This is a genomic window from Enterobacter sp. ZOR0014 (assembly GCF_000798855.1).
Lineage (GTDB): Bacteria > Pseudomonadota > Gammaproteobacteria > Enterobacterales > Enterobacteriaceae > Enterobacter > Enterobacter kobei.
Genome location: NZ_JTLF01000026.1, coordinates 1 through 23,263, shown reverse-complemented (window position 1 = coordinate 23,263; position 23,263 = coordinate 1). Strand labels below are relative to the sequence as shown.

24 protein-coding genes are annotated in these 23,263 nt (G+C 53.5%); 7 read left to right on the top strand and 17 right to left on the bottom strand.

What is annotated here, in order from left to right; genetic code table 11:
- The 15 genes from L977_RS00890 to pspA all read right to left on the bottom strand — a co-directional run.
- On the bottom strand, nucleotides 1-307 hold a 307-nt coding region (locus L977_RS00890), incomplete at its 3' end, for an OmpG family monomeric porin (RefSeq protein ID WP_047624327.1).
- A gap of 66 nt (nucleotides 308-373) precedes the next feature.
- Complete coding sequence (locus tag L977_RS00885; protein WP_014884050.1) at nucleotides 374-1,456, bottom strand: ABC transporter ATP-binding protein; 1,083 nt, start codon at nucleotides 1,454-1,456, stop codon at nucleotides 374-376.
- 3 nt (nucleotides 1,457-1,459) lie between these two features.
- Nucleotides 1,460-2,134 (bottom strand): beta-phosphoglucomutase, encoded by a 675-nt coding sequence (gene pgmB, locus L977_RS00880; RefSeq protein ID WP_014884051.1) that lies wholly within the window; start codon nucleotides 2,132-2,134, stop codon nucleotides 1,460-1,462.
- Entirely contained in the window at nucleotides 2,124-4,403 is a 2,280-nt protein-coding gene (locus L977_RS00875; RefSeq protein ID WP_047624325.1) for a glycoside hydrolase family 65 protein, read from the bottom strand. The genes pgmB and L977_RS00875 overlap by 11 nt, the downstream gene beginning before the upstream one ends.
- Nucleotides 4,397-5,455, bottom strand: a complete 1,059-nt coding sequence (locus tag L977_RS00870) for a Gfo/Idh/MocA family protein (protein WP_086527826.1) — start codon at nucleotides 5,453-5,455, stop codon at nucleotides 4,397-4,399. The genes L977_RS00875 and L977_RS00870 overlap by 7 nt, the downstream gene beginning before the upstream one ends.
- 11 nt (nucleotides 5,456-5,466) lie before the next feature.
- The gene (locus tag L977_RS00865) at nucleotides 5,467-6,255 is read right to left on the bottom strand and encodes a sugar phosphate isomerase/epimerase family protein (protein WP_014884054.1); all 789 of its coding nucleotides are present in this window, start codon (nucleotides 6,253-6,255) and stop codon (nucleotides 5,467-5,469) included.
- A gap of 17 nt (nucleotides 6,256-6,272) precedes the next feature.
- Nucleotides 6,273-7,325: a zinc-dependent alcohol dehydrogenase gene (locus L977_RS00860; RefSeq protein WP_047624323.1), complete on the bottom strand. Its 1,053-nt coding sequence runs from the start codon at nucleotides 7,323-7,325 to the stop codon at nucleotides 6,273-6,275.
- Between the two features lie 29 nt (nucleotides 7,326-7,354).
- Nucleotides 7,355-8,197: a carbohydrate ABC transporter permease gene (locus L977_RS00855; RefSeq protein WP_014884056.1), complete on the bottom strand. Its 843-nt coding sequence runs from the start codon at nucleotides 8,195-8,197 to the stop codon at nucleotides 7,355-7,357.
- Entirely contained in the window at nucleotides 8,184-9,065 is an 882-nt protein-coding gene (locus L977_RS00850; protein ID WP_014884057.1) for a carbohydrate ABC transporter permease, read from the bottom strand. Before L977_RS00850 ends, L977_RS00855 begins: the two co-directional genes overlap by 14 nt.
- A gap of 22 nt (nucleotides 9,066-9,087) precedes the next feature.
- Entirely contained in the window at nucleotides 9,088-10,380 is a 1,293-nt protein-coding gene (locus tag L977_RS00845) for an ABC transporter substrate-binding protein (protein WP_047624322.1), read from the bottom strand.
- A 14-nt stretch (nucleotides 10,381-10,394) separates the two neighbouring features.
- Nucleotides 10,395-12,092 carry a sugar phosphorylase gene (locus L977_RS00840; RefSeq protein WP_047624320.1) on the bottom strand — a complete coding sequence of 566 codons (1,698 nt, stop codon included), beginning with the start codon at nucleotides 12,090-12,092 and terminating at the stop codon, nucleotides 10,395-10,397.
- 195 nt (nucleotides 12,093-12,287) lie between these two features.
- Nucleotides 12,288-12,512, bottom strand: a complete 225-nt coding sequence (pspD, locus tag L977_RS00835; protein ID WP_014884060.1) for a phage shock protein PspD — start codon at nucleotides 12,510-12,512, stop codon at nucleotides 12,288-12,290.
- Between the two features lie 12 nt (nucleotides 12,513-12,524).
- Complete coding sequence (gene pspC / locus L977_RS00830) at nucleotides 12,525-12,884, bottom strand: envelope stress response membrane protein PspC (RefSeq protein WP_014884061.1); 360 nt, start codon at nucleotides 12,882-12,884, stop codon at nucleotides 12,525-12,527.
- On the bottom strand, nucleotides 12,884-13,108 hold the full coding sequence (gene pspB / locus L977_RS00825; RefSeq protein WP_014884062.1) for an envelope stress response membrane protein PspB: 225 nt from the start codon (nucleotides 13,106-13,108) through the stop codon (nucleotides 12,884-12,886). The genes pspC and pspB overlap by 1 nt, the downstream gene beginning before the upstream one ends.
- 53 nt (nucleotides 13,109-13,161) lie before the next feature.
- Nucleotides 13,162-13,830, bottom strand: a complete 669-nt coding sequence (gene pspA / locus L977_RS00820) for a phage shock protein PspA (protein ID WP_023337367.1) — start codon at nucleotides 13,828-13,830, stop codon at nucleotides 13,162-13,164.
- A gap of 167 nt (nucleotides 13,831-13,997) precedes the next feature.
- Between pspA and pspF the strand changes: the two genes are divergently transcribed.
- The 7 genes from pspF (at nucleotide 13,998) to L977_RS00785 (ending at nucleotide 21,439) form a co-directional block, all read left to right on the top strand.
- Nucleotides 13,998-14,975: a phage shock protein operon transcriptional activator gene (pspF, locus tag L977_RS00815; protein ID WP_047624318.1), complete on the top strand. Its 978-nt coding sequence runs from the start codon at nucleotides 13,998-14,000 to the stop codon at nucleotides 14,973-14,975.
- A gap of 88 nt (nucleotides 14,976-15,063) precedes the next feature.
- Nucleotides 15,064-16,704: an ABC transporter substrate-binding protein SapA gene (gene sapA / locus L977_RS00810; protein WP_014884065.1), complete on the top strand. Its 1,641-nt coding sequence runs from the start codon at nucleotides 15,064-15,066 to the stop codon at nucleotides 16,702-16,704.
- Nucleotides 16,701-17,666, top strand: coding sequence for a putrescine export ABC transporter permease SapB (gene sapB, locus L977_RS00805; RefSeq protein ID WP_014884066.1), 966 nt, complete (start codon nucleotides 16,701-16,703; stop codon nucleotides 17,664-17,666). Before sapA ends, sapB begins: the two co-directional genes overlap by 4 nt.
- Nucleotides 17,653-18,543 (top strand): putrescine export ABC transporter permease SapC, encoded by an 891-nt coding sequence (sapC, locus tag L977_RS00800; RefSeq protein ID WP_014884067.1) that lies wholly within the window; start codon nucleotides 17,653-17,655, stop codon nucleotides 18,541-18,543. The genes sapB and sapC overlap by 14 nt, the downstream gene beginning before the upstream one ends.
- Nucleotides 18,543-19,535 (top strand): putrescine export ABC transporter ATP-binding protein SapD, encoded by a 993-nt coding sequence (sapD, locus tag L977_RS00795; protein WP_014884068.1) that lies wholly within the window; start codon nucleotides 18,543-18,545, stop codon nucleotides 19,533-19,535. The genes sapC and sapD overlap by 1 nt, the downstream gene beginning before the upstream one ends.
- Nucleotide 19,536: 1 nt before the next feature.
- The gene (gene sapF, locus L977_RS00790; protein ID WP_014884069.1) at nucleotides 19,537-20,343 is read left to right on the top strand and encodes a putrescine export ABC transporter ATP-binding protein SapF; all 807 of its coding nucleotides are present in this window, start codon (nucleotides 19,537-19,539) and stop codon (nucleotides 20,341-20,343) included.
- 154 nt (nucleotides 20,344-20,497) lie between these two features.
- A complete protein-coding gene (locus L977_RS00785) occupies nucleotides 20,498-21,439 on the top strand; it encodes an ATP-grasp fold amidoligase family protein (RefSeq protein ID WP_047624316.1) in 942 nt (313 codons plus the stop codon).
- Here the strand turns inward: L977_RS00785 and L977_RS00780 are convergent.
- Both L977_RS00780 and L977_RS00775 read right to left on the bottom strand, forming a co-directional pair.
- Nucleotides 21,420-22,484 (bottom strand): ATP-binding protein, encoded by a 1,065-nt coding sequence (locus tag L977_RS00780; protein ID WP_047624315.1) that lies wholly within the window; start codon nucleotides 22,482-22,484, stop codon nucleotides 21,420-21,422. The two genes, L977_RS00785 and L977_RS00780, sit on opposite strands and share 20 nt — an antisense overlap.
- Entirely contained in the window at nucleotides 22,481-23,185 is a 705-nt protein-coding gene (locus L977_RS00775; protein WP_014884072.1) for a response regulator, read from the bottom strand. The genes L977_RS00780 and L977_RS00775 overlap by 4 nt, the downstream gene beginning before the upstream one ends.
- Between the last annotated feature and the right edge of the window lie 78 nt (nucleotides 23,186-23,263).

Below are 23,263 nucleotides of genomic sequence, written 5' to 3'. Positions count from 1 at the left end.
CGGTTCCAATAAAGCGATAGCGTAATTCAAATTCCGGACGGTCAAAATAGGTTCCGCGCGTCATGCTGCTGTAATCAACGGGCCCTTCCTGATACATCGCCAGAGAAATTGTCCAGGCATCCCAGGTCGCATTAAACCACACGGAAGGTTCATATAATCCATCTTTATCGTCGCCCTGACCTTCGACGTTTTCAATTTCATACATGGCCCCGATATTAAATTCCCACTTTTTCGCAGTTTCTGCCGCTTGCGCACAGCTAACCCCTGCGCACAGAACGAGCGCAGCACTTTTTAGTAGAGTACTCATGAGATATTCCCTTTCTAATTAACCAACAAAAAAACCGGAAATTTGCATTTCCGGCAAACACCTTTCTTATCTAATAGCCGCTTCTGTATCAGCGTCGAAGAAATGGCACTTATTCATATCGAACTGGATGCCAATATTATCTCCGGCGACGTAGTCATTCGCTGCACCTGCACGGACAACCAGTTCATGCCCCCCTACGGTGGCATAAAGCATAAATTCAGCGCCGGTCAGTTCAGCCACGCTGACTTTCGCCGTGATGTCTTCTCCGCTGCTCTGCAGGGTAAGAATGTCTTCCGGACGGATACCGAAGACGACCGCTTTACGCTGGTAACCTTGCGCATTCAGTTCGGCCAGCTTGTCTTCAGGGATCTCCAGACGCAACGTTTCCGTGACGAAATAACGATCGTCGATAGCGCCCCGAATGAAGTTCATCGCCGGTGAGCCAATGAACCCTGCGACAAACATATTGGCCGGCTCGTTGTACACTTGCTTCGGCGCCCCGACCTGCTGAATGATGCCGTCTTTTAAGATCACGATGCGGGTGGCCATCGTCATGGCTTCCGTCTGGTCGTGCGTGACATAAATCATGGTGGTATTAAGCTTCTGGTGCAGCTTGCTGATTTCAGCACGCATCTGCACGCGAAGCTTGGCATCAAGGTTGGACAGCGGTTCATCCATCAGGAAGACACCGGCTTCACGCACGATCGCCCGGCCTAACGCCACGCGCTGGCGCTGACCACCGGACAGTGCGCCTGGCTTACGCTTGAGATAATCACGTAACCCCAAAATCTGCGCCGCCCAGTTAACACGCTCCTCAATCACCGCAGGCGCTATTTTTTGCATTTTCAGGCCAAACGCCATGTTGTCGTAGACCGTCATATGCGGGTAAAGCGCGTAGTTCTGGAAGACCATCGCGATATCGCGAGATTTAGCGGGGACATCATTCATGCAGACCCCGTCAATGATCAGCTCACCGGCGCTGATCTCCTCCAGCCCGGCAATCATACGCAGGGTCGTGGATTTACCACATCCCGATGGACCAACGAACACAATGAATTCTTTGTCTTCTATTTCGAGGTTGAAATCTTTAACCACATGGACCTGGTTATCGTAGATTTTCTGAATATGTTTTAGAGACAGTTGAGCCATAATTTATTCCTTATCAATACGCCGGGTTGCCCAGAATTCAGTCAGGCATGTCCAGGTCAGTTCCTGCGTTGAATGAAGTTGTAATCCTGCATGGTTAAGGCCAGGCCCAATCCCTACCGACAACATCCCTGCGGCGTTGATTGCCTGAACGCCCGCAGCGGCATCTTCAATGCCGATAGCCTCTTCAGGACGTACATCCAGACCGGCACAGGCGGCGAGGAAGATCTCCGGGTCTGGCTTTGAGCGGTGAATGCGGGAAGCATCCGCGCAAAAATCGAATGCCTGATGAATGCCCAGCGCGTGCAAAATCCCCGGGGCATTGAGCGATACGGACGCGAGCCCAATTTTGACTTTCGCTGCACGGATCTCCGCCAGCACGTCTCGAATCCCCGGAAGCAGCGAATCCTGCGTCAGCGATGCCAGCGACTGGACATAACGCGCGTTTTTTTTCGTCGCAAGCGCAAGGCACTGCTCATCGCTAAACATCCCCTCTTTTCCGCCATGCTTCAGAATGCGCAGAAGAGAATCCATACGGCTTATTCCCTTCAGCTGTTCGTTAAAGACTTCGTCGAAGGTGATGCCAATTTCCTCCGCCACGGCTCGCCAGGCCAGAAAGTGGAGGTGTGCGGTATCGGTGATCACACCGTCCAGATCGAATACAACAGCCTTAAGCGCCATGGTGCCCCTCCGTGGTAGCGGTCCCATCTTCAGATGCAAGAAAGTCCTTACGGGTGATAACTTTTCGCGCCGACACATGTAGCGTTTTGCCCCACAGCGTTAGCTTGGCAGGTGCGGTCGTTTCAATGGTTAACACCTCGTTTTCATAGGTGAAATGCAGGTTTGCGTTGCGCCACCGCAGTGGGAATGCCAGTTTCTGCCAGTGAGCAGGCAGTTTCGGCGCAAGATGCAGTTCCCCTTCGATAATTTGTAGGCCAGCAAACCCCTGAACCGCGCCAGACCAGATCGCACCGGTGGCGGCAGCATGTATCCCTTCATCACTGCTGTGCGGATCGTCACCCAAATCAATGCCGATGCCATCACGCCAGAAGGCATAGGCCCCCTGCGTGTCACCGCATCGCGCGAGAACAATCCCGTGAATGGCTTTGCTCAATGACGAATCATGGATCGTGCGTGGCTCATAAAACGCCAGATTAGCGGCACACTGCTGCGGCGTAAACCGTTCCGGCAGCAGGTAGTTAAGCATCACCACATCGGCCTGCTTCAGGATCTGCATCTCGTTCACTTCCGCACGGGAATAATCGAGCAGAATCGTCTGCTTACCCGCTTTGGCTTTATAGCGGGTAAGATCAATGGCAGGTTTTGACATGAAGGAGTCATCCTGCGGGATCACACCCTCTGCATCAGCCTCTGGCAGCCATAAGCGCGCAAGGAACTGCGTGGCATTCTCCGTAAAACGCGCATCTTCACGCCCAAACATCGCCATAAACTGACGGGCACAGGCAACGTTGTGCCAGGCCAGATAGTTGGTGTAGGCATTGTTATTCACATGTTCGGTGTATTCGTCCGGCCCTATTACGTCATGGATTTCGAGACGACCATTGACTTCCGTTGCGCGTCCCATCCAGAACGAGGCGGTTTCCATCAGCAGCGTCAGACCCTCATTACGCATAAAGGCATCATCATGTGTCGCCTGCCAGTAAGCGACGACGGCCCAGGCGATATCTGCCACGATGTGATGCTCAGCAAGCGCGGAGGCCACCTTCTGGCGTATCCCGGTACGGATGTTGATCGCCGCGAACTCTGGCGTTTCTTCCTCCCCACTCGCCGCGCTTTCCCATGGGAACAACGCGCCGGGCCAGCCGTTACGACGGGCTTTCTCCCGGGCGCCAGCGAGATTAAGCCAGCGATAACGCAGCAGGCTGCGGGCAATCTGCGGGCGAGTAAAGAGATGGAAAGGCAGCAGGAATATTTCGGTATCCCAGAATACGTGGCCTTTATACCCCTCTCCCGTCAGCCCTTTTGCGGCGATACTGCTTCGCTCGTCATGGGCAGGCGTCATCGTGGTCAGGTGCCAGACCGCATAATCCAGCGCCATCTGATCCTGAGGTTCCGCAGACGTCACTTCCACACGAGCGTCACGCCAGACGGCTTTCCAGGCATACGCTGAACTTTCCAGCAAGGCGTCGTAGCCTCTTGCTGCGCAGACTTTGAGATCGGCCAGCGCGTTGCGAGCGAAAGACTCCTGCGAAAGCGCTTTGTCACTGCGGTGGGTTACCCAGACAATTTTTTCAAGCGTGACAGTGTCACCCTGCGCAATCGTCAGGGAATGGTGCACGTTGAGACGACGATTTTTGGCGGTAAAACAGCTGTCGCTCTTCGTTGAGAGCTGACAAAACGCCGAAACGACGACATCTGACGCCCGGTCCTGCGTTTCATACACGCCCTGCATGTAGTGCTGGTCAAAGACTCTGACCGAGATTTCATCCAGATGCTGTCTGCCGCTGTTCGTTTGCGTTGCATCAATACCGGTTTTCAGCACGGCCTGCGAAGCAGCATCAAGCGGTGTGATCGAAAGCTGCATGGCCACCAGAGGCAACTGGTCCAGCGACACAAAACGACGGCTTTCCAGCCGGTAACGGTTTCCGTCGGGCGAACGCCAGACAACGCGACGATGCAGCTCGCCGTTGGCAAAGGCCAGCTCGCGCTGCCACGCCAGAATCTCCCCTGCAAGGAGCGTGAAATTGACGCCATCCAGCTCAACATCAATGCCCGTGATATCGGGCAGATTGACGAGCTCGGTGGTTTCGTTGCGTCCCGCACGGTGATACAGACCCGCAAGGTACATGCCTCTGGTTTGCAGGGTGTAATCTTCTTCATGCGCAGCGCGAATGCCCATGTAGCCATTGCCGCAGGCCATAACAGAGGCGTATTTATTCAGGCTGTGAGGACAAAAGCCCGGATCGGTTAAGACAGACACGTTCAGCATAATGTCACGCATTCCCCTGTTTCTGCTGATTCATAAAGCGCGGCGACAAGCTGCTGAATAACCAGGCCCTGTTCTGCATCCGCGATCATGACGGGCTCTCCCTGCACATGGCGTACGAAGGCATCCATACTGCGTAAATGTCGCTGGTCATCAGCCTCTTCACGCTGCGCGAGGGTGACTAACGCCCCGGCTTCGTCGTTATAGATGTGCGCCGGGAACAGCGTTGCTCCCGCTTTTTCGCCGCAGAAAGCGACATTCATGATGGACTGCTCGCGGATGTTAAGCGCAAAGGAGGTGTCCAGACGCAGAATGCCGCCGTTACAGAATTCAATCGTGCCAAACAGGGCATCCTCAACGGTGTATTGCGTAGGATCCCACTCGCCAAACTGGCCGGTGCTTTTGCGGTTTCCCAGCCTCTGAAAGCTGTGCGCGGTCACACGCTTTACCGCAGGGAAACCCAGGACATACATGGCGGCATCAAGCATATGAATGCCGATATCAATCAGCGGTCCGCCACCCTGTAATGATTTGTTGGTAAACACGCCCCACCCCGGCACACCGCACCGCCGCACCGCCTGCGCCGATGTGAAGTAAACTTCACCGAGCGTGCCATTCATTACCGCCTCTCGCAGTTGCTGGGTATCCAGGGCAAAGCGGTGGTGAAAATCATAGGCCAGCACTTTGCCTGCTTTACGCGCCGCGATGCGCATCTGGTCGGCCTGTTGCGGCGTCATCGCCGGGGGTTTTTCACACATCACATGACACCCCGCTTCGAGGGCCGCCATCACATGTTCAAAATGGAACCGGTTAGGCGAACAGACGCTCACCACGTCCGGCTTCACCGTTTGCAACATCTCGTGAGCGTCCTGCCATGCCGATGGAATAGCATAACGTTCCGCGAACGCCTGTGCCTGCTCAAGGCGGCTGTCCATGACAGCCACCATGTGAACATCACTGCGCGTGGCGTAATACGAGGCATGCACTTTGTCCGCGACCTGCCCGGCGCCAATAATGGCGACGCGCAGAGGCGAAGGTGTAGTAGCACTCATCACGCTCGTCATCCTTAGCATTCACGCAAATAAGTGAGTGAGTCCTGATAAGCCTGAGCCGGATTGTCGGCGCGAACGCGGCACTCATACACCACATAACCCTGGTAGTTATCGGCACGCAGCTGATCGAACAGGCTGGCGAAATCGAGGCTGCCGCTGCCCGGCTGATAGCGGTGGTTATCAGCAATATGCACATGCCCCAGCAGATCGCGGTTCTGATGCAGCGCATCCGTCAGCGAGTCTTCTTCAATGTTCATATGATAGAAATCACCGATGATCTGCACGTGCTTGAGATCGTTCTCTTCGATATAACGACGCGCGTCTGCCAGGGTATTGATCATATGATCCTGGTAGCGGTTCAGCGGTTCCAGGTAGACGGTCGTACCGGTGCGTGCAGCAACCTCATCCAGCCAGCGCAGCGACGCGCTTACCGCTTTGCGGTCGCCGTCCAGGCTGCGTGGGGAGGTCATTGGCGGCAAACGGAAGGTAAACATTCCCCAGGCCGCAGGCACGATAATGCCCTTTCCACCCACTTCCGCCAGGGCTTGCAGAATGCGTTCAATCTGCTGTAGCCCGTTGAGACGACGTTCTTCGATAAAATCACCGATCCAGCCATCGTATCCGCCACATGCCGTCGTCACCGGCAGACCCGTGGCTTTAATAGCCGCTTTCACTTCCTCGAGGTTTTCGACCAGCAGTTTGCCGTCAATTTCGTAGCCATCAAAACCCATCGCTTTGATGTACTCGAATTTTTCCATGATGTTGGCTGGGAAAAAGGCCTGGTTTTGCGTTGCGATTTTCATGATTTGCTGTCCTTAGCTTAAAAAGTGACGCCCATTTTGATACTGAGTTCCGGATGCTGATCGACATACTTCATGTAGCTTTCCGGGCTGGTGGTGAAGGTCACGACCGGGTCAATCAGATCGTCGCAGTTGAGATAACCGTTCATCAGCAATTCCCAGCAGGTCTCTTCGATACGCTTGCGGCTCCAGCGCGGGTAGTCCGGGTTGGGTTCGCTGCAGGCGCGGGAGAAAACAATCTTCGCGTTATTGAAGTGTGCTTCGCGGCCGAGGTTGAAACCCGCAGCAAATGGCTTAGCGAACGCAACGTAGGAGATGGTGCCGCCGTAGGCAAGTCCACGCAGCGCAGACTGCAGCGCATCCGCAAAACCGCTGGTCTCGATGATCACGTCCGCGCCCTGCTTGCCGGTCAGCTTTTTAATTTCCAGACCCACATCGGTACCGATTGGGTTCAGACAGTGATCTGCGCCATGACGGCGAGCGATCTCACAGCGGTGCTCGATAGGATCGACACCGATGACCACTGACGAACCGGCTTTTTTTGCCAGCTGAATGGCAATCTGTCCGATGGCGCCCAGACCGACCACCACCACAAAGTCGCCTACACGGACATTGGCATCACGCACGCCGCTCATGGCGAACTGCGCCGGATCGTAGCAAACAGCGTTTTTCCAGGATGCGCCCTGCGGCATTTTGCGCAGCTTGTAGTTGTTAACCGCATTGACAATAACCGTCTCCTGCAGTGGACCATAGCAACAGACGCTGTCGCCTGGCTGGTATTCCGTTACGTCAGCACCACATTCAATAATGTCGCCGACGATCATGTTCCCCAGCTGGAATTTACCGAATTCGATACCGCGCGCAGCGCCCTCTTCACGCGGCGTAAACATCTGCCACTCCGCGTTGAACTCTTCATCAATAAACGGGCTTGCCGCACGGAAATCCACAACTTCGGTACCGTGTTTTGGTGCACCAAAACGGGCACGAATTTTCACTTCATGTGCTTCCACAGCACGATCTTCATATTCCACGAGCGCCGCCACGCGAGGCGCTGTCGCAACTAACTTTTTCATAACTTGCTCCTGATAAAAAATTGGCCGCCTCAGCCCTTAACGCCACCGGCGGTCAAACCACTTTTAATAAAACGTTCAGAAAGTGCGTACATGATGACCACCGGAAGCGCCGTCACCAGCGATGCCGCCATCATGCGACCCCAGATATAATCTGGTGTGCTAAAGAGCGTGTTCAGCCCGACCGGCAGCGTAAAGTTGCTGGCGCTGGACAGGAAAATGGAGGCAAACAGGTAGTCGTTCCATGCCACCATGAAGCAGTAAACAAACACCGACACGAGTCCGGAAATCGCCAGCGGCACGGTAATGCGGAAGATGATTTGCAGGCGGTTCAGACCATCCATCATCGCGGCCTCTTCTATTTCGTCCGGGATGGTGTCGAAATAGCTGCGCAGCATGAATACCGCCGTAGGCAATGTCTGGGTCACCATGGTGATGATCAGCGCCAGTTCCGTGTCATAAATGCCGAGCGCGGTGATGATCTTGAACAGCGGCACCACCAGCAAAATCCCGGAGAACATATAGACGGTGTAGAAGCTCGCATTGATCGTCGTGCGTCCTTTAAAGCGCAGTTTGGACAAGGCGTAAGCCCCCAGCGTGCCAAGGAACACCGCAATCACCGACGAGGTCAGCGATACCACCATGCTGTTGCGGAAGTAATCCACAAACGGGAAGATCAGCGGGTTAAAGATGTCGACATAATGCTGAAGCGTCCACGCCTGCGGCAAAATAGTCGGGTGCAGCGATATAGCCTCTTTCGCGCTCTTAAACGACGTCATCAGCATCACGAAGAACGGGAACAGCGTGATGATCAGAAATACCGCCAGCCCCAGATAAAAACCAATACGGCTAAGTACGCGTTTATTTGTTGCCATTGAGGTTTACCCTTTTTCTGGTCAGCAGAATCACAGCGAAGATGATCACAAACAGCACTACAGAAATCGCTGCTGCTTTACCCAAGTCATTGAATGCGAATGCAGTTTTATAGAGATAGACGCCTAAAATATCGACCTTCGTGGTCAGCAGGTAGACATCCGCAAACATGTAGAACATCCAGATGGTTCGCAGCGTCACCACCGTAGCCAGCACTGGCATGATGGCGGGCAACGTCACGATACGAAAACGCTGCCAGGCGTTAGCCCCGTCCATCTCTGCGGCTTCGTACAACGATTTGTCGATGGTCTGCAAAATCGCCAGGAATGAAATGAAGGCGTACGGGAAGTAGCGCCAGATGGCGAACAGCACGACCAACACAAAGCTACTGCCGGGGTTGTCGAACCACAGCGGTGCCTGGTCATAAAGGTGCAGCAGATCAACGCCCAGGTAGTTCACAATGCCGTAGCCGTTGTTGAACATATATTTCCAGGCAAACACCAGGGAAATAGACGGCGTCACGTAGGATAAAATCACCAGTGAACGTGCCGTTTTGCGCATCCGAAATTCGCGATTAAAGAAGATCGCCACGGCCAGCCCCAGCCCGGTGCTGCCCATCACCACCAGCGCCGTGTACCAGAACGTCATCCACAGCGAGTGCCAGAATGCCGCATCACTGAGGATGCGAATGTAATTGTCCAGCCCAACAAACACAGCGCTAATGCGCGGGTTAAGCGGCAGTCGTAAGAAACTGATTTCAATATTGGAAATCATTGGCCAGGCCACCAGGCCCCCCAGCAAAATCAGGCTGGGGGCCAACAGCAGCATGGCGAAAGGCATATCTGATCGACCAGAAAACAACGTCTTCATAATTTCCTTCCGCAAAGCGCTCCTATCGTTGTGAAATCAGGTCAGCCAGTCGCTTCTGGCTATTGCTGAGCGTGGCGCTGAGATCTTGTTTACCCACCGTGACGTTATGCACCATGGAACTGATAATGCCGGACCCGGTGACATCGCCCATGCGGGTAAAGTTCTTGTCGCCCACAGCGCCAAACACCTGCACATTTGGGAACTGAGCAATCAGCTCATAAGGCAGTTGCCCAAACGCTTTAATGACCTCGTTGTTTTTCCAGGTATCCGTACCGACCACCAGCTTGTTCACCGGTAGCGCCGCACCAGGTGACATCATGACCCAGTCGGTTGCGTTTTGAGCCTGCTCCATCCACGTCACAAACTTTTCAGCCGCCTGCGTTTCACCTTCAGATTGCCCCGTGGTGATCGTCAGCGATGTGATCATGCCGTAGACTGCCGAGGTCTTTTCGGTAGGGACCACGAAGCCAAGATTGGCAGGGTTTCCATCATGGAATACCGCAGGCAGGATGTAGGTGGAATAAACCGCCATCGGTGCGGAACCGTTCATGAAGGCATCTTTGATCTCCATGACGTCGTTCGAGCCCGGCATGGTGGTCGCGGCCAGCGCTTTATAAAAAGAGAGCGCTTTCGCCATCTCAGGGGTATCGATTTCGACGTTCCCGTTGGCATCAAAAACGTTCGCGCCGCCGGAAAGTGCAAACTGGGAGAATGCCTGCTCGGTCATGACGCTTTCCGCGGTAGGCAGCGCAATGCCGTAATGTTTTTTGGCCGGGTCGTTAAGTTTCTCACTGGCCTTCAGCAGTTGTTCCCAGTTGTGAGGCTCCTCAATACCCGCAGCAGCCAGCACATCTTTGTGATACCAGACGCCGGACAGCCAGGCACTCATTGGCACGCCCGTCCAGGCGGTACCGTCTTCGGTACGGACTACGCGCAGGATCCCGTCATAGAAGGTGTTTTCGCCTACCGCTTTAATGGCTTCGCCAATCGCCTTGCGATCAAGCAGCTGTTCCTTATCCATGACTTTCGCGTAATCATGGCTGACTTCAATCACCTCAGGCAGCGCCCCGGTTCTCGCGAGCGTAATCACCTTGGTGTTGTAGGCGTCTTCTTCCACCGGCACCTGTTTCACCGTGATGCCAGGGTTCTCTTTTTCAAATTTTTCGATCAGTTTCGTAATAACCGCCTGACGCTCCTGCTCTACTGAAGAGTGCATAAACTCAATGGTCACAGCAGACGCTTTATCATCCTTACAGCCTGATAACAGGGCGCACGAAACCAGTGCTGATAACAGCACAATTTTGGGCATTTTCATTTAAGGGTCCTTTTTTAGTTTTCTTTAATCCACATAACCTGCCATGGATTGAGGGTCAGTTCCGTACCGTCAATAGCCTGTCCTGATAGCAATTCCACACCGGAAAGCACTTTCTCGTAAACGGTATGAACGTTATGACTAAAATTAAATAGCGCGGTAATTCTTTCTCCATTATCAGCCACGCGAACAATTTTAAGAATCTGTTCATCAAGTGATTCAAACATTGCCTGAGCATCAGGATGAAATGCGCGTTCCCCACGACGAATAGCAATAAACTCGCTTAAACGGGAATAGATTTTATGGCAAATGCTTTGTTTATTATTGAGCTCAAGGTCAACCTGACCGGCGGTGTATTTCTTGCGGTTTATCGCGCGGTTATAGCCGAGGCGTTCAACGCCTTCATAATCGTTACGCGAGCCAAGAATGCTTTGAATATATACGGCAGGTACACCCGGGAAACTCAACAGTACAGCATGTGCCAGAATAAACCGCGCAATACGTTCATCATCCGGGCTGTCTTGCGAGCTTAATGCGTCCAGATAGGTCACATTGATTTCGTAAGGACTGCGCGTTCCGTCAGGATTATTTTTCCAGTTAACCAGCGCCCCTTCCTGCTGAAGTTTTTCAACCAGTGACAGTATTTCTGACTCCGGAAGAATGCCGCGTAACGGGTTCAGGCCGATACCGTCATGAGACGCCAGGAAGTTGAACCAGGTCGTTTTTGTTGAAGGCAGCGCCAGCGAACCCGCCCACTGGCAAAGTGCTTTTACATCCTGACGATGAACAGCATGCAGCACCAGCGGTGGCAAGGAGAACTGATAGACCATCTGGGCTTCATTTTCACCATCACCGAAGTACGAGATATTGTCTTTATGCGGGACGTTTGTCTCGGTAATGATCACCGTGCCGGGTGCCACAGCGTCGGTAATCGCACGGAAAAGCTGGATAAGGCAGTGTGTCTGCTCAAGATGGATGCAGCTGGTTCCTGGAATCTTCCACATAAACCCAACGGCGTCGAGGCGAATGTAACGCGCCCCTTCCGCCAGGTAATGGAGCAGTACGTCAACCATCGCAATCAGTACCTGAGGCGAGGCGAAGTTGAGATCGATCTGGTCATCACTGAACGTGGTCCAAAGATGACGCACGCTTCCATCATGCAGCTTAAATGGCGTCAGCAGCGGTAATGCACGGGGCCGCGTCACGGCAGATAAATCAGTTTCAGGATCGACAGAAATAAAGAAATCGTCAAAGCCCGGCTTCTGCGCAAGATAATTAGCAAACCATTCACTTTTTGCTGACATATGGTTGCACACGAAGTCAAACATTAAGCTGGCAGACTGTTTTAATTCAGCAACATCCTGCCAGCTTCCGGTTTCAGGCGCGACGCTGTGGTAATCAATAACGGAAAATCCGTCATCAGAGGACCACGGATAAAAAGGTAAAAGATGGACATGGGAAAACGTGCGGGCAAGCCATTCATTATAAAAGCGGGTAAACACCGGCAACGCTTTCTCCCCTTTCGCGGAGAACTGATCGGCGTAAGTAATCAGGACAACATCTTTTTCATCCCAGCCTGATTTGCGCTTTTCTGTAATATCAATAGCGGCTTGCTCAAGCTTTGATAATAACACGTCTAAATGTGCGTCAGAAAATGATTCACCGTAGATATGATTGATAAGTTTTTTAATTTTTGCGTTCACTTTATTTTCCATGGTAGCGGTCCCACGAGGGGCAATCTACTCCCATGAAAAATATCTGTCAACGAAGCGGGAGGCTGAAAAACGCAATTCCAAAGCGGCTCTGCTCAGTATTGTGAGCTGCCGCAAAGAAAGCACATTAAAGGGAGGGAAATGTTTGAGACGGCGCCAGCCCTTCTCTGGGAAAGTAGGGGCTGACGCGCGTGTGAATTAGCGAGATAAGTAACGGCGCGATAGCCGTTTTGCCACTTTTTGCAGCATTGGTTCGAGCGCTACGGCCAGCAACATTCTGACCGGCTTACGGGCAACAGATTTGATCGCCCAACCCGCCACACCTGCCGGGCCGTAACGTAATGCCGTCATCAGAACCAGCTTACCTGCGATTTTCAGGCCGGGTTTTACCTTATGACCGGCCTGTTGCCAGTTTTGCTTCATATAAATTCTCTCTTAAAGCTGACGAAAACGACTTCTCAGCGTAAAGGTATCCGACGTGACATAACGTTCCATTTCACGTAACCGCTTCTCCCCTGCGGCCAGTTGCTCGTCAACCGCGTTCAGAAGATCGTTACTGGTTGGCGCACTTTCCGCGGCCAGTTCTCCGTCGGGCATGGGATCAAGGACAAACGACAGTACGATGTATGCCACGAACGTGATAAACGCCAGACCGAAGAAAATAGACAGTACCGTCACCACACGAACCAGTTTTACCGGAACGTCAAGATAGTGTGCCAGCCCGGCACAAACGCCGCGCACCATTCCCTGCTGTGGGATTCGCCACAACTTTTTGTTCAGATTCAGTCCGGTCATTAACGATCCCTCCAGTTTGGATGTTCTGCATCCAGGATCGCTTCCAGCGCCTGAATGCGGTCACGCATCTTATTCGCCTGTTCGGTAAGCTGCGCAAGACGTTGCTGTTCACTCTGGGAAAGATCGCCTTGTGAAGAACGGTTGCTGTAGTGCAGCCATAGCCAAATCGGCAAAACAAACAGCACGAAAATCGTCAGGGGAATGGCCAGAAAAAGCGCGCTCATGTGTACTCCTTGTCTTAGGATGCATAGCGGCACGCTCAGGTGCCGCAACAGTATTATTGGTTATCTTGCTTCATTTTGGCTTTCAATGCCGCCAGCTGCTCGCTGATTTCATCGTCCGCTTTCAGGTCGGCAAACTGTTGATCCAGTGACTTTTGCTTCCCGATGCTGTGGCTTTCTGCTTCCGCTTCCATCTGATCGATGCGACGCTCGAAAGACTCAAATCGCGCCATGGCCTCATCCAGCTTGCCGCTGTCCAGCTGACGGCGTACGTCGCGGGAAGAGCTTGCCGCCTGATGACGCAGCGACAGCGCCTGCTGACGTGCGCGGGTTTCGCTCAGTTTATTTTCGAGCTCACCAATCTCTTTTTTCATGCGGGTGAGGGTGTCATCCACCAGCGTCACTTCATGCTCAAGCGTCGCGACCATGTCCGTCAGCTTCTGTTTTTCAATCAGCGCCGCACGAGCCAGATCTTCTTTATCTTTACGCAGGGCGAGTTCCGCTTTTTCCTGCCATTCATTGAGCTGGGCGGTGGCCTGCTCAATCCGGCGCGTTAACTGTTTTTTCTCAGCAAGCGCGCGAGCAGAGGTAGAACGCACTTCAACCAGCGTGTCTTCCATCTCCTGAATCATCAGACGCACCAGCTTTTGCGGGTCTTCCGCCTTTTCCAGCAGTGAGTTGATGTTGGCGTTCACGATGTCGGCAAAACGAGAAAAAATACCCATAATAAAAATCCTCTTATTTCTGTGGTCGGGCAATGCCCTGCTGTTGAGATAATACAATTCCCGTGCCAGTTTTTTATCTTATTGATTTTTCTTGATGTGTTTGATTTATACGCAATGAAGAACTATGCTGACCTGGTGAATATCGCTAAGGAGTGGTTAATTTCATCATGGTTGGATACAAAGACAATTTACTCGGGGAAGCAAACAGCTTTCTGGAGGTGCTGGAACAGGTGTCTCGTCTTGCACCGCTCAACAAGCCGGTGCTGATTATCGGCGAGCGCGGCACGGGTAAGGAACTGATTGCCAACCGCCTGCACTATTTATCCGGACGCTGGGACGGCCCCTTTATCTCGTTAAACTGCGCGGCGCTGAATGAAAACCTGCTCGATACAGAGCTTTTCGGCCACGAAGCAGGCGCCTTTACCGGCGCCCAGAAGCGCCATCCGGGACGGTTTGAGCGCGCCGACGGCGGTACGCTGTTTCTTGATGAACTCGCCACCGCGCCCATGCTGGTGCAGGAAAAACTGCTGCGCGTCATTGAGTATGGCGAACTGGAGCGCGTCGGCGGTAGCCAGCCGCTGCAGGTTAACGTGCGTCTGGTGTGCGCCACCAACGCCAATCTGCCGGAGAGGGTCGCGGAGGAGAAATTCAGAGCCGATCTGCTCGACCGCCTGGCCTTTGACGTTGTTCAGCTTCCCCCCCTGCGCGAGCGAAGAAGTGACATTATGCTGCTCGCAGACCAGTTTGCGATTCAGATGTGCCGCGAGCTCGGCCTGCCTCTGTTCCCCGGCTTCAGCGATTATGCAAAGGAGACGCTACTGGCCTATCACTGGCCGGGAAATATTCGCGAACTGAAAAACGTCGTGGAGCGCTCTGTCTACCGCCACGGCAGCAGCGAGGCGGAACTGGATAACATCATTATCGATCCTTTTCAGCGTCATGCGCCGCCGGTCACCGCCCCCTCATCGTCTGACCACGCCCCCGCCCTCCCTCTTGATTTACGTCAGTTCCAGCACGACCAGGAACAACAATTGCTGGAGCAAAGCCTGAAGACGGCGAAATATAACCAGAAACGGGCGGCTGAACTCCTGGGTCTGACCTACCATCAGTTACGGGCATTGCTCAAAAAGCATCAAATGCGCTGACAATATCGGCACTTACCCGCAGACATTTTTACGAAGCAGGCGTAAGTGCGATACACTTTGCAGATCGAACCTAAAAACCTTAAAAATTATGCGTCTGGTTTTATCGTCCTTTTTTGCACTCGGTCTGTTCAGCAGCATGGCTTTTGCCGCGCCGGGGCAGACTTCGCAGCCTGACATCCGTGACAGTGGCTTCGTCTATTGCGTGAGCGGCCAGGTGGATACCTTCAACCCGCAAAAAGCGGGCAGCGGCCTGATTGTCGATACGCTTGCCGCGCAATTGTATGACCGTCTGCTTGATGTCGACCCGTACACCTACCGTCTGGTCCCTGAGCTTGCGGAAAGCTGGGAAGTGCTGGACAACGGTGCAACCTACCGCTTCCACCTGCGCAATGATGTCGCGTTTCAGCGCACGCCGTGGTTTACCCCCACGCGCAAGCTGAATGCGGACGATGTGGTCTTTACCTTCCAGCGGATCTTTAATCGCAATCATCCGTGGCATAACGTCAATGGCGATCATTTCCCTTACTTCGACAGTCTGCAGTTTGCCGACACGGTTAAGAGCGTGCGTAAGCTGGATAACCGAACGGTTGAATTTACGCTAACGCGCCCGGATGCCTCCTTCCTCTGGCATCTGGCGACCCACTATGCGTCCGTCATGTCTGCTGAATATGCGTCGCAGCTTGCGAAAAAAGATCGCCAGGAGTTGCTCGATCGCCAACCGGTGGGCACCGGTCCGTTCCAGCTGGCGGAATACCGTGCGGGGCAATATATCCGCCTGCAGCGTCATGAACATTTCTGGCGCGGCACGCCGCTGATGCCGCAGGTGGTGGTTGACCTCGGCTCCGGCGGAACGGGACGTCTCTCAAAACTGCTCACCGGGGAATGTGACGTGCTCGCCTGGCCTGCCGCCAGCCAGCTCACTATTTTGCGTGACGATCCGCGTCTGCGTCTGACGCTACGCCCGGGAATGAACATCGCTTATCTGGCCTTTAACACGGATAAGCCGCCGTTGAACAACCCTGCCGTCCGTCATGCCCTGGCGCTGGCGATTAACAACCAGCGTCTGATGCAGTCGATCTACTACGGCACGGCGGAAACCGCGGCCTCTATTTTACCGCGCGCCTCGTGGGCCTACGACGGTGAAGCTAAAATTACGGAATACAATCCGGCAAAAGCACGCGAACAACTGAAAGCGCTGGGCGCGGAAAACCTCACCCTCCAGCTTTGGGTGCCGACCAGTTCCCAGGCGTGGAACCCGAGCCCGCTGAAAACGGCCGAACTGTTACAGGCAGATATGGCACAGGTGGGCGTCAAGGTGATCATCGTGCCGGTTGAAGGTCGTTTCCAGGAGGCGCGCCTGATGGACATGAATCACGATCTTACGCTGACCGGCTGGGCTACCGACAGTAACGACCCGGACAGTTTTTTCCGGCCGCTGCTGAGCTGTGCGGCGATCAACTCGCAGACCAACTACGCTCACTGGTGTAACCGGGAGTTTGACGCCGTGCTGCAAAAAGCGCTCTCTTCCCAACAGTTGGCCTCACGCATCGATGCTTATGATGAAGCGCAGAAAATCCTCGCCGAGGAGTTGCCCGTGCTGCCGCTGGCCTCTTCCCTGCGTCTCCAGGCCTATCGCTATGATATTAAAGGTCTGGTGCTGAGTCCGTTCGGCAATGCCTCGTTCGCGGGCGTCTCGCGCGAAAAAGAACAAGAGGTGAAAAAACCATGATTATTTTTACCTTGCGCCGACTCCTGCTGCTGCTGGTGACGCTCTTTCTGCTGACCTTTGTCGGTTTCAGCCTGAGCTATTTTACGCCGCACGCCCCGCTTCAGGGCTCATCGTTGTGGGATGCCTGGCTGTTCTGGTTTAACGGTCTGCTGCACTGGGATTTCGGGGTGTCCAGCATCAACGGGCAGCTTATCTCCGACCAGTTGAAAGAGGTTTTTCCGGCCACGATGGAGCTGTGCATTCTGGCCTTCGGTTTTGCCCTGATGGTGGGGATCCCCGTGGGTATGCTGGCCGGGATCTATCGCAACAAATGGCAGGATAAGTTCATCAGCGCCCTCGCCCTGTTAGGCTTCTCCATCCCGGTATTCTGGCTGGCGCTGCTGTTAACGCTCTTCTTCTCGCTGACGATGGGCTGGCTACCGGTCTCGGGCCGCTTCGACCTGCTCTATACGGTGAAATCGGTGACGGGTTTTGCCATTATTGACGCCTGGCTGTCCGATTCAGTGTGGCGTCATGAGATGATCGTCAGCGCCGTGCGCCATATGGTGTTGCCGGTACTGACGCTGGCCGTCGCCCCGACCACGGAAGTGATTCGCCTGATGCGCCTGAGCACCATCGAGGTGTTTGACCAGAACTATGTCAAAGCCGCCGCCACGCGGGGTTTGTCACGCCTGACCATTCTGCGCCGCAACGTTCTTCATAACGCGCTACCGCCGGTGATTCCGCGTCTGGGGCTGCAGTTCTCCACCATGCTCACTCTGGCGATGATCACCGAGATGGTCTTTAGCTGGCCAGGGCTGGGACGATGGATGATCAACGCGATTCGCCAGCAGGACTACGCCGCTATTTCAGCGGGTGTGATGGTGATTGGTTCGCTGGTGATTATTGTTAACGTGTTGTCCGATATTTTGGGTGCGATGGCTAACCCGTTGAAGCATAAGGAATGGTATGCCTTACGATAACGTATACAGTGAAAAGCGCACACCCGGTGCGCTGCGTACCGTGTGGCGTAAGTTCTATGGTGACACCACGGCGATGATCGGCCTTTATGGCTGCGCCGGGCTGGTATTACTCTGCCTCTTTGGCTCGTGGTTTGCCCCGTATGGCATTGACCAGCAGTTCCTCGGCTATCAGCTTCTGCCGCCTTCCTGGTCACGCTACGGCGAAGTCTCTTTCTTCCTCGGCACTGACGACCTCGGACGTGACGTATTGAGTCGCCTGTTAAGCGGCGCTGCCCCGACGGTGGGTGGCGCATTTGTGGTCACGCTTGCGGCGACAGTCTGTGGACTGGCGCTCGGTATTTTTGCGGGATCCACGCATGGCCTGCGTTCGGCGGTACTGAACCACATTCTGGACACCCTGCTGTCGATTCCGTCTCTGCTGCTGGCGATCATTGTGGTTGCTTTTGCCGGACCGCATCTGTCGCATGCGATGTTTGCCGTCTGGCTGGCAATCCTGCCCCGCATCGTGCGTTCGGTTTACAGCATGGTGCATGACGAGCTGGAAAAAGAGTATGTCGTCGCCGCCCGTCTGGACGGCGCGACCACCTTCAACATCCTGTGGTTTGCCGTTCTGCCGAATATCGCCGCCGGGCTGGTCACCGAGATCACCCGTGCGCTGTCGATGGCGATTCTCGATATTGCTGCGCTCGGCTTCCTCGACCTTGGCGCCCAGTTGCCGTCACCTGAATGGGGCGCAATGCTCGGTGACGCGCTGGAGTTAATCTACGTGGCGCCGTGGACAGTCATGCTGCCGGGGGCGGCGATTATGGTGAGCGTATTGCTGATCAACCTGCTGGGCGACGGTATTCGCCGTGCAATTAACGCGGGGGTGCAATAATGCCACTTCTTGATATCCGCAACCTCACTATCGAATTCAAAACCGGTGAAGGCTGGGTTAAGGCCGTCGATCGCATCAGTATCACGCTTGCTGAGGGTGAAATTCGCGGGCTGGTGGGTGAATCTGGCTCAGGGAAAAGCCTGATCGCCAAAGCTATCTGCGGCGTGGCGAAAGACAACTGGCGCGTGACCGCCGACCGTATGCGCTTCGACGACATTGACCTGCTGCGCCTCTCCCCGCGCGAGCGGCGTAAGCTGGTTGGCCACAACGTCTCGATGATCTTCCAGGAGCCGCAATCCTGTCTCGATCCGTCCGAGCGCGTGGGTAAACAGCTCATGCAGAACATCCCCGGCTGGACCTATAAAGGCCGCTGGTGGCAGCGTTTCGGCTGGCGTAAACGTCGCGCCATCGAACTGTTGCACCGCGTCGGGATCAAAGATCATAAAGACGCGATGCGCAGCTTCCCGTATGAGCTTACCGACGGTGAATGTCAGAAGGTGATGATTGCTATCGCGCTGGCTAATCAGCCGCGCTTGCTGATTGCGGATGAACCCACCAACGCGATGGAGCCGACCACGCAGGCGCAAATTTTCCGCCTGCTGTCACGTCTGAACCAGAATAACAACACCACCATTTTGCTGATCAGCCATGACCTGCAGATGTTAAGCAAATGGGCGGACAAAATTGATGTTATGTACTGCGGGCAAACGGTCGAAACCGCCCCCAGCGAAGACCTGATCAACGCCCCGCATCATCCGTATACGCAGGCGCTTATCCGGGCTATTCCTGATTTTGGCAGCGCCATGCCGCACAAGAGCCGCCTGAATACCTTGCCAGGGGCGATTCCGCTGCTGGAATCCTTACCGATAGGCTGCCGTCTTGGGCCTCGTTGCCCGTATGCTCAGCGTAAATGTATTGAGACACCACGCCTGACCGGCGCCAAAAATCATCTTTACGCCTGTCATTTCCCGCTGAACATGGAGAGAGAGTGAAATGGTCGAAACCTTACTGGAAGTCCGCAACCTGAGTAAGACCTTTCGCTATCGTACGGGGCTGTTTCATCGTCAGACTGTCGAGGCGGTAAAGCCGCTAAGTTTTACCCTGCGTGAAAAACAGACGCTGGCGATTATTGGCGAAAACGGTTCCGGGAAATCGACGCTGGCGAAGATGCTTGCCGGCATGGTAGAGCCTACCGCTGGAGAAGTGTTGATTGACGATCATCCTCTGGCGTTTGGAGATTACTCTTTCCGCAGCCAGCGTATCCGCATGATCTTCCAGGATCCGTCAACCTCGCTCAATCCCCGCCAGCGTATTTCGCAGATTCTGGATTTTCCTCTGCGTTTGAACACCGAGCTGGAGCCCGAGGCGCGACGAAAGCGCGTCTTTGAAACCCTGCGCATGGTGGGACTGTTACCGGATCACGAAAGCTACTATCCCCATATGCTGGCCCCCGGCCAGAAACAGCGCCTGGGTCTGGCGCGCGCGTTGATTTTGCGCCCGAAGGTAATCATTGCCGACGAAGCGCTTGCCTCACTGGATATGTCGATGCGTTCGCAACTGATTAACCTGATGCTGGAGTTGCAGGAAAAACAGGGTATCTCCTATATCTACGTTACCCAACATCTCGGAATGATGAAGCACATCAGCGACCAGGTGATGGTGATGCACCAGGGGGAAGTTGTCGAGCGTGGCAGCACAGCGGATGTCATGGCCTCTCCGCTTCATGAGCTGACGAAACGACTGATTGCCGGTCATTTCGGTGAAGCGCTGACCGCCGATGCGTGGAGAAAGGACCGCTAAGCACAACGGTAACCCCCCCGCTAAATCAAGGATTAAATAACCTGCGTACGTTATTTAATCCTTTTAATTTTCGTCTCCATCCTTGCTCCATATTTTACGCAATATCCATCAACAGTTCTTCTCCAGAATATCAGGACATTACGGAGGAGAAAAAATGATCACCGCCACTTATGTTCTAAAATACACTGAGTATCTCATCAGAAAATGTCGTTCATTTTTAATGACGGACCTGCACTTCCATACTGTGAGGCTCAGGAGAACAACCGGGAAAACCCCTGACATTAAATCACCCTCGACGTTGAGTGAAAAAATATGCCATCGTCTGGTCTATGACCATAATAACGTCTATACAATGCTTGCCGATAAACTCGCCGTTCGGGAATACGTTTCTTCCAGAACTACGCGCGTGAAAACGGTGCCATTACTTGGTGTTTATACCAGGGCGTCGCAAATTGATTTTTCCGTACTTCCTGACAAATTCGTCCTTAAGTGCAACCATGACAGTGGTAGCACAATAATATGTACCGACAAAGCGCACTTTAATGACAGGGAAGCCTGTAAAAAACTGAGCCTCGCGTTAAAGAAAAATCTGTACTACACCACGCGCGAATGGCAGTACAAAAACATTACGCCGAGTATACTTTGCGAGCCATTTGTCGATCTCTTCGACGATGCTGACAGGAATACAACGCCCGAAATGTTGAGGATCCATTGCTTTCATGGCGTTGCCCACTATGTTGAAGCGGATTTTACGGATGATAACGGGAAAGGGTTTATCAACGTTTATGACAGGCACTGGAACTTACAACCTTTCCAGATGGAATATCCGAATACTTCAGCAGATCCTGGCGAACCGCTTTTATTCCGACAAGCATTGTTGGCCTCCCAGGAGCTGGCGCAGGGAATTGATTACTGCCGCGTTGATCTTATGCTAAAAAAAGATGAAATCTATTTCAGTGAAATAACCCTAAGCCCGAGACGCGGTAAACTGACGATTACCCCACAGGAATGGGATGCTAAGCTAGGACAAATATGGCATTTATCGCCAGCAAGCACATTTAATCTGCCGCTGAAACTCACGGGTCGGGCCAGGTGAGTTTAAATATTGAGTGGTTTTGCTTTGATAAGGTATAAGTGACATCGCCACCATGGGCCAGCATGATGGCTTTTACCACCGATAAGCCTAAACCACACCCTTCGGGATTCAATGCCCTGGCGCCATTATCCCGCTGAAAAGGCTGAAATAAAAAATCGTGGAAGGCCTCAGGGATGCCCGGTCCGCCATCCTGAATAAGAATATAATTGCCTTTATCAGACACGCCATTTTTGACAATAAGCGTCCGCGAGGTTGAATAGTGTAATGCGTTGTCAAACAGAACGGCCAGACACTGGTTGATACGCAACGGATCGAACACACAACGCTGCTCCCTCAACGCTGTCTTTATCGTAAACTGATTACGTTTAAATTCGGGCATGAACGTATCAAGCGCGTCCTGTATTGTCCCGTTGAGATCCGTTCTGGATTTAGACAACGTATAACCCGCCCCACCGTCAGAGCTGACAACCCGTAGATCTTCAATCAGGCGGGTTAACCCTTCGGTCTGCCTGAGAAGATTATTAAAAAGCACCGGATCCGGTTCAAAAACGCCGTCTACCAGACCCTGAAGTCGTCCGCGTAAAATCGTGACCGGGGTTCTGAGTTCATGGGCAATGGCGGCATTCCAGGATTTACGCTGCATATCCAGCGTCTGCAGTTTTTCCGCCATTTCATTGAAATCCATGACCAGGTGATTGATCTCTCCCAGCCTGGAACTGGCACAATAAGCCCGGGCATCCAGTTGGCCCTGCGAAATTTTTTTCAGGCTGGACGCGACCGCGTTTAGCGGGGTGAGTATCCGCGAGGAAAGTTTGATCGTTAAAAAAACCGCGAATATCAGACTGATTGTTGTTGCTGTCCCGATCCACACCCAGTCCCACAGGGTCATCTGCTCGTCTTCCCCCGCAGCAGCGCCGCCGGGGAGGTGATCCAGAATAAAGGAGTAAAAAAACCAGGAGCCCAGTATGGAAATGGCAATGATCGTAAACGTCAGCAAAATCATGTACGTTAAGATCTGACGACTCAGGACAGACTCTCTGTTCATTTTTTCTCCCCAAGCCGGTAACCCATGCCCCTGATGCTCTCAGGGACGCCGTAAAGCCCCGCTAGCTCAAGTTTTTTACGCAGCTTGCTCATATGGCTATCTACTGTTCTGTCGAGGGTATCACCTTCCGGAAGACATGCGTTGAGTAACTCTTCGCGGGAGCAGACCTTTCGCGGATATCTGACCAGATACGTAAGAAGCTTAAATTCCGTCGTCGTTAACACCGGGGAGATCACTTCAGGTCCCACGGTAACCTCAACGTAGAAATCATCCGGATAGACCGTAATAAAAGGCGTCCTGAGAGGCGCGGCCCCCGCCTGCTGAATAGCGGGTTTGGTTCTGCGCAGCACCGCTTCAACCCGCGCGACAACTTCAGAAGGGTTAAAAGGCTTGATAACGTAATCATCTGCGCCAAGCCTCAGCCCCATGAGTTTATCTACGTCCTGATCGAGGGCAGAAACCATAATGACGGGCACGGAACTTTCCTGACGAAGCGTCGTGAGGACGCTCCAGCCGTCGCATACGGGCAGATGAATGTCCAGCAAGATGAGATCCGGTTTATGAAGGCGATTAAGCGCTATCGCCTGCTCGCCCTGTCTGGCCCTCAGCGTTTTCATCCCTGAACGCTCTAAGTAACTCATCAGTATTTCAGCAATGTCGTCTTCATCTTCAACAACAAGGATTAGAGTATTTTTGTTCATTTTATCTCCGCGGGTGAAATCCCTTTGAGCACGCTATCAGATATCTTTAGCACAATAAGACACAGCCTCCGGATGTTC

Excerpts from the sequence above, each read along its gene's own strand:
- L977_RS00885 (WP_014884050.1), bottom strand. The coding sequence starts at position 1,456 with ATGGCTCAACTGTCTCTAAAACATATTCAGAAAATCTACGATAACCAG.
- pgmB (WP_014884051.1), bottom strand. The coding sequence starts at position 2,134 with ATGGCGCTTAAGGCTGTTGTATTCGATCTGGACGGTGTGATCACCGAT.
- L977_RS00875 (WP_047624325.1), bottom strand. The coding sequence starts at position 4,403 with ATGCTGAACGTGTCTGTCTTAACCGATCCGGGCTTTTGTCCTCACAGC.
- L977_RS00865 (WP_014884054.1), bottom strand. The coding sequence starts at position 6,255 with ATGAAAATCGCAACGCAAAACCAGGCCTTTTTCCCAGCCAACATCATG.
- L977_RS00860 (WP_047624323.1), bottom strand. The coding sequence starts at position 7,325 with ATGAAAAAGTTAGTTGCGACAGCGCCTCGCGTGGCGGCGCTCGTGGAA.
- L977_RS00855 (WP_014884056.1), bottom strand. The coding sequence starts at position 8,197 with ATGGCAACAAATAAACGCGTACTTAGCCGTATTGGTTTTTATCTGGGG.
- L977_RS00850 (WP_014884057.1), bottom strand. The coding sequence starts at position 9,065 with ATGAAGACGTTGTTTTCTGGTCGATCAGATATGCCTTTCGCCATGCTG.
- L977_RS00845 (WP_047624322.1), bottom strand. The coding sequence starts at position 10,380 with ATGAAAATGCCCAAAATTGTGCTGTTATCAGCACTGGTTTCGTGCGCC.
- L977_RS00840 (WP_047624320.1), bottom strand. The coding sequence starts at position 12,092 with ATGGAAAATAAAGTGAACGCAAAAATTAAAAAACTTATCAATCATATC.
- pspD (WP_014884060.1), bottom strand. The coding sequence starts at position 12,512 with ATGAAGCAAAACTGGCAACAGGCCGGTCATAAGGTAAAACCCGGCCTG.
- pspC (WP_014884061.1), bottom strand. The coding sequence starts at position 12,884 with ATGACCGGACTGAATCTGAACAAAAAGTTGTGGCGAATCCCACAGCAG.
- pspB (WP_014884062.1), bottom strand. The coding sequence starts at position 13,108 with ATGAGCGCGCTTTTTCTGGCCATTCCCCTGACGATTTTCGTGCTGTTT.
- pspA (WP_023337367.1), bottom strand. The coding sequence starts at position 13,830 with ATGGGTATTTTTTCTCGTTTTGCCGACATCGTGAACGCCAACATCAAC.
- pspF (WP_047624318.1), top strand. The coding sequence starts at position 13,998 with ATGGTTGGATACAAAGACAATTTACTCGGGGAAGCAAACAGCTTTCTG.
- sapA (WP_014884065.1), top strand. The coding sequence starts at position 15,064 with ATGCGTCTGGTTTTATCGTCCTTTTTTGCACTCGGTCTGTTCAGCAGC.
- sapB (WP_014884066.1), top strand. The coding sequence starts at position 16,701 with ATGATTATTTTTACCTTGCGCCGACTCCTGCTGCTGCTGGTGACGCTC.
- sapC (WP_014884067.1), top strand. The coding sequence starts at position 17,653 with ATGCCTTACGATAACGTATACAGTGAAAAGCGCACACCCGGTGCGCTG.
- sapD (WP_014884068.1), top strand. The coding sequence starts at position 18,543 with ATGCCACTTCTTGATATCCGCAACCTCACTATCGAATTCAAAACCGGT.
- sapF (WP_014884069.1), top strand. The coding sequence starts at position 19,537 with ATGGTCGAAACCTTACTGGAAGTCCGCAACCTGAGTAAGACCTTTCGC.
- L977_RS00785 (WP_047624316.1), top strand. The coding sequence starts at position 20,498 with ATGATCACCGCCACTTATGTTCTAAAATACACTGAGTATCTCATCAGA.
- L977_RS00780 (WP_047624315.1), bottom strand. The coding sequence starts at position 22,484 with ATGAACAGAGAGTCTGTCCTGAGTCGTCAGATCTTAACGTACATGATT.
- L977_RS00775 (WP_014884072.1), bottom strand. The coding sequence starts at position 23,185 with ATGAACAAAAATACTCTAATCCTTGTTGTTGAAGATGAAGACGACATT.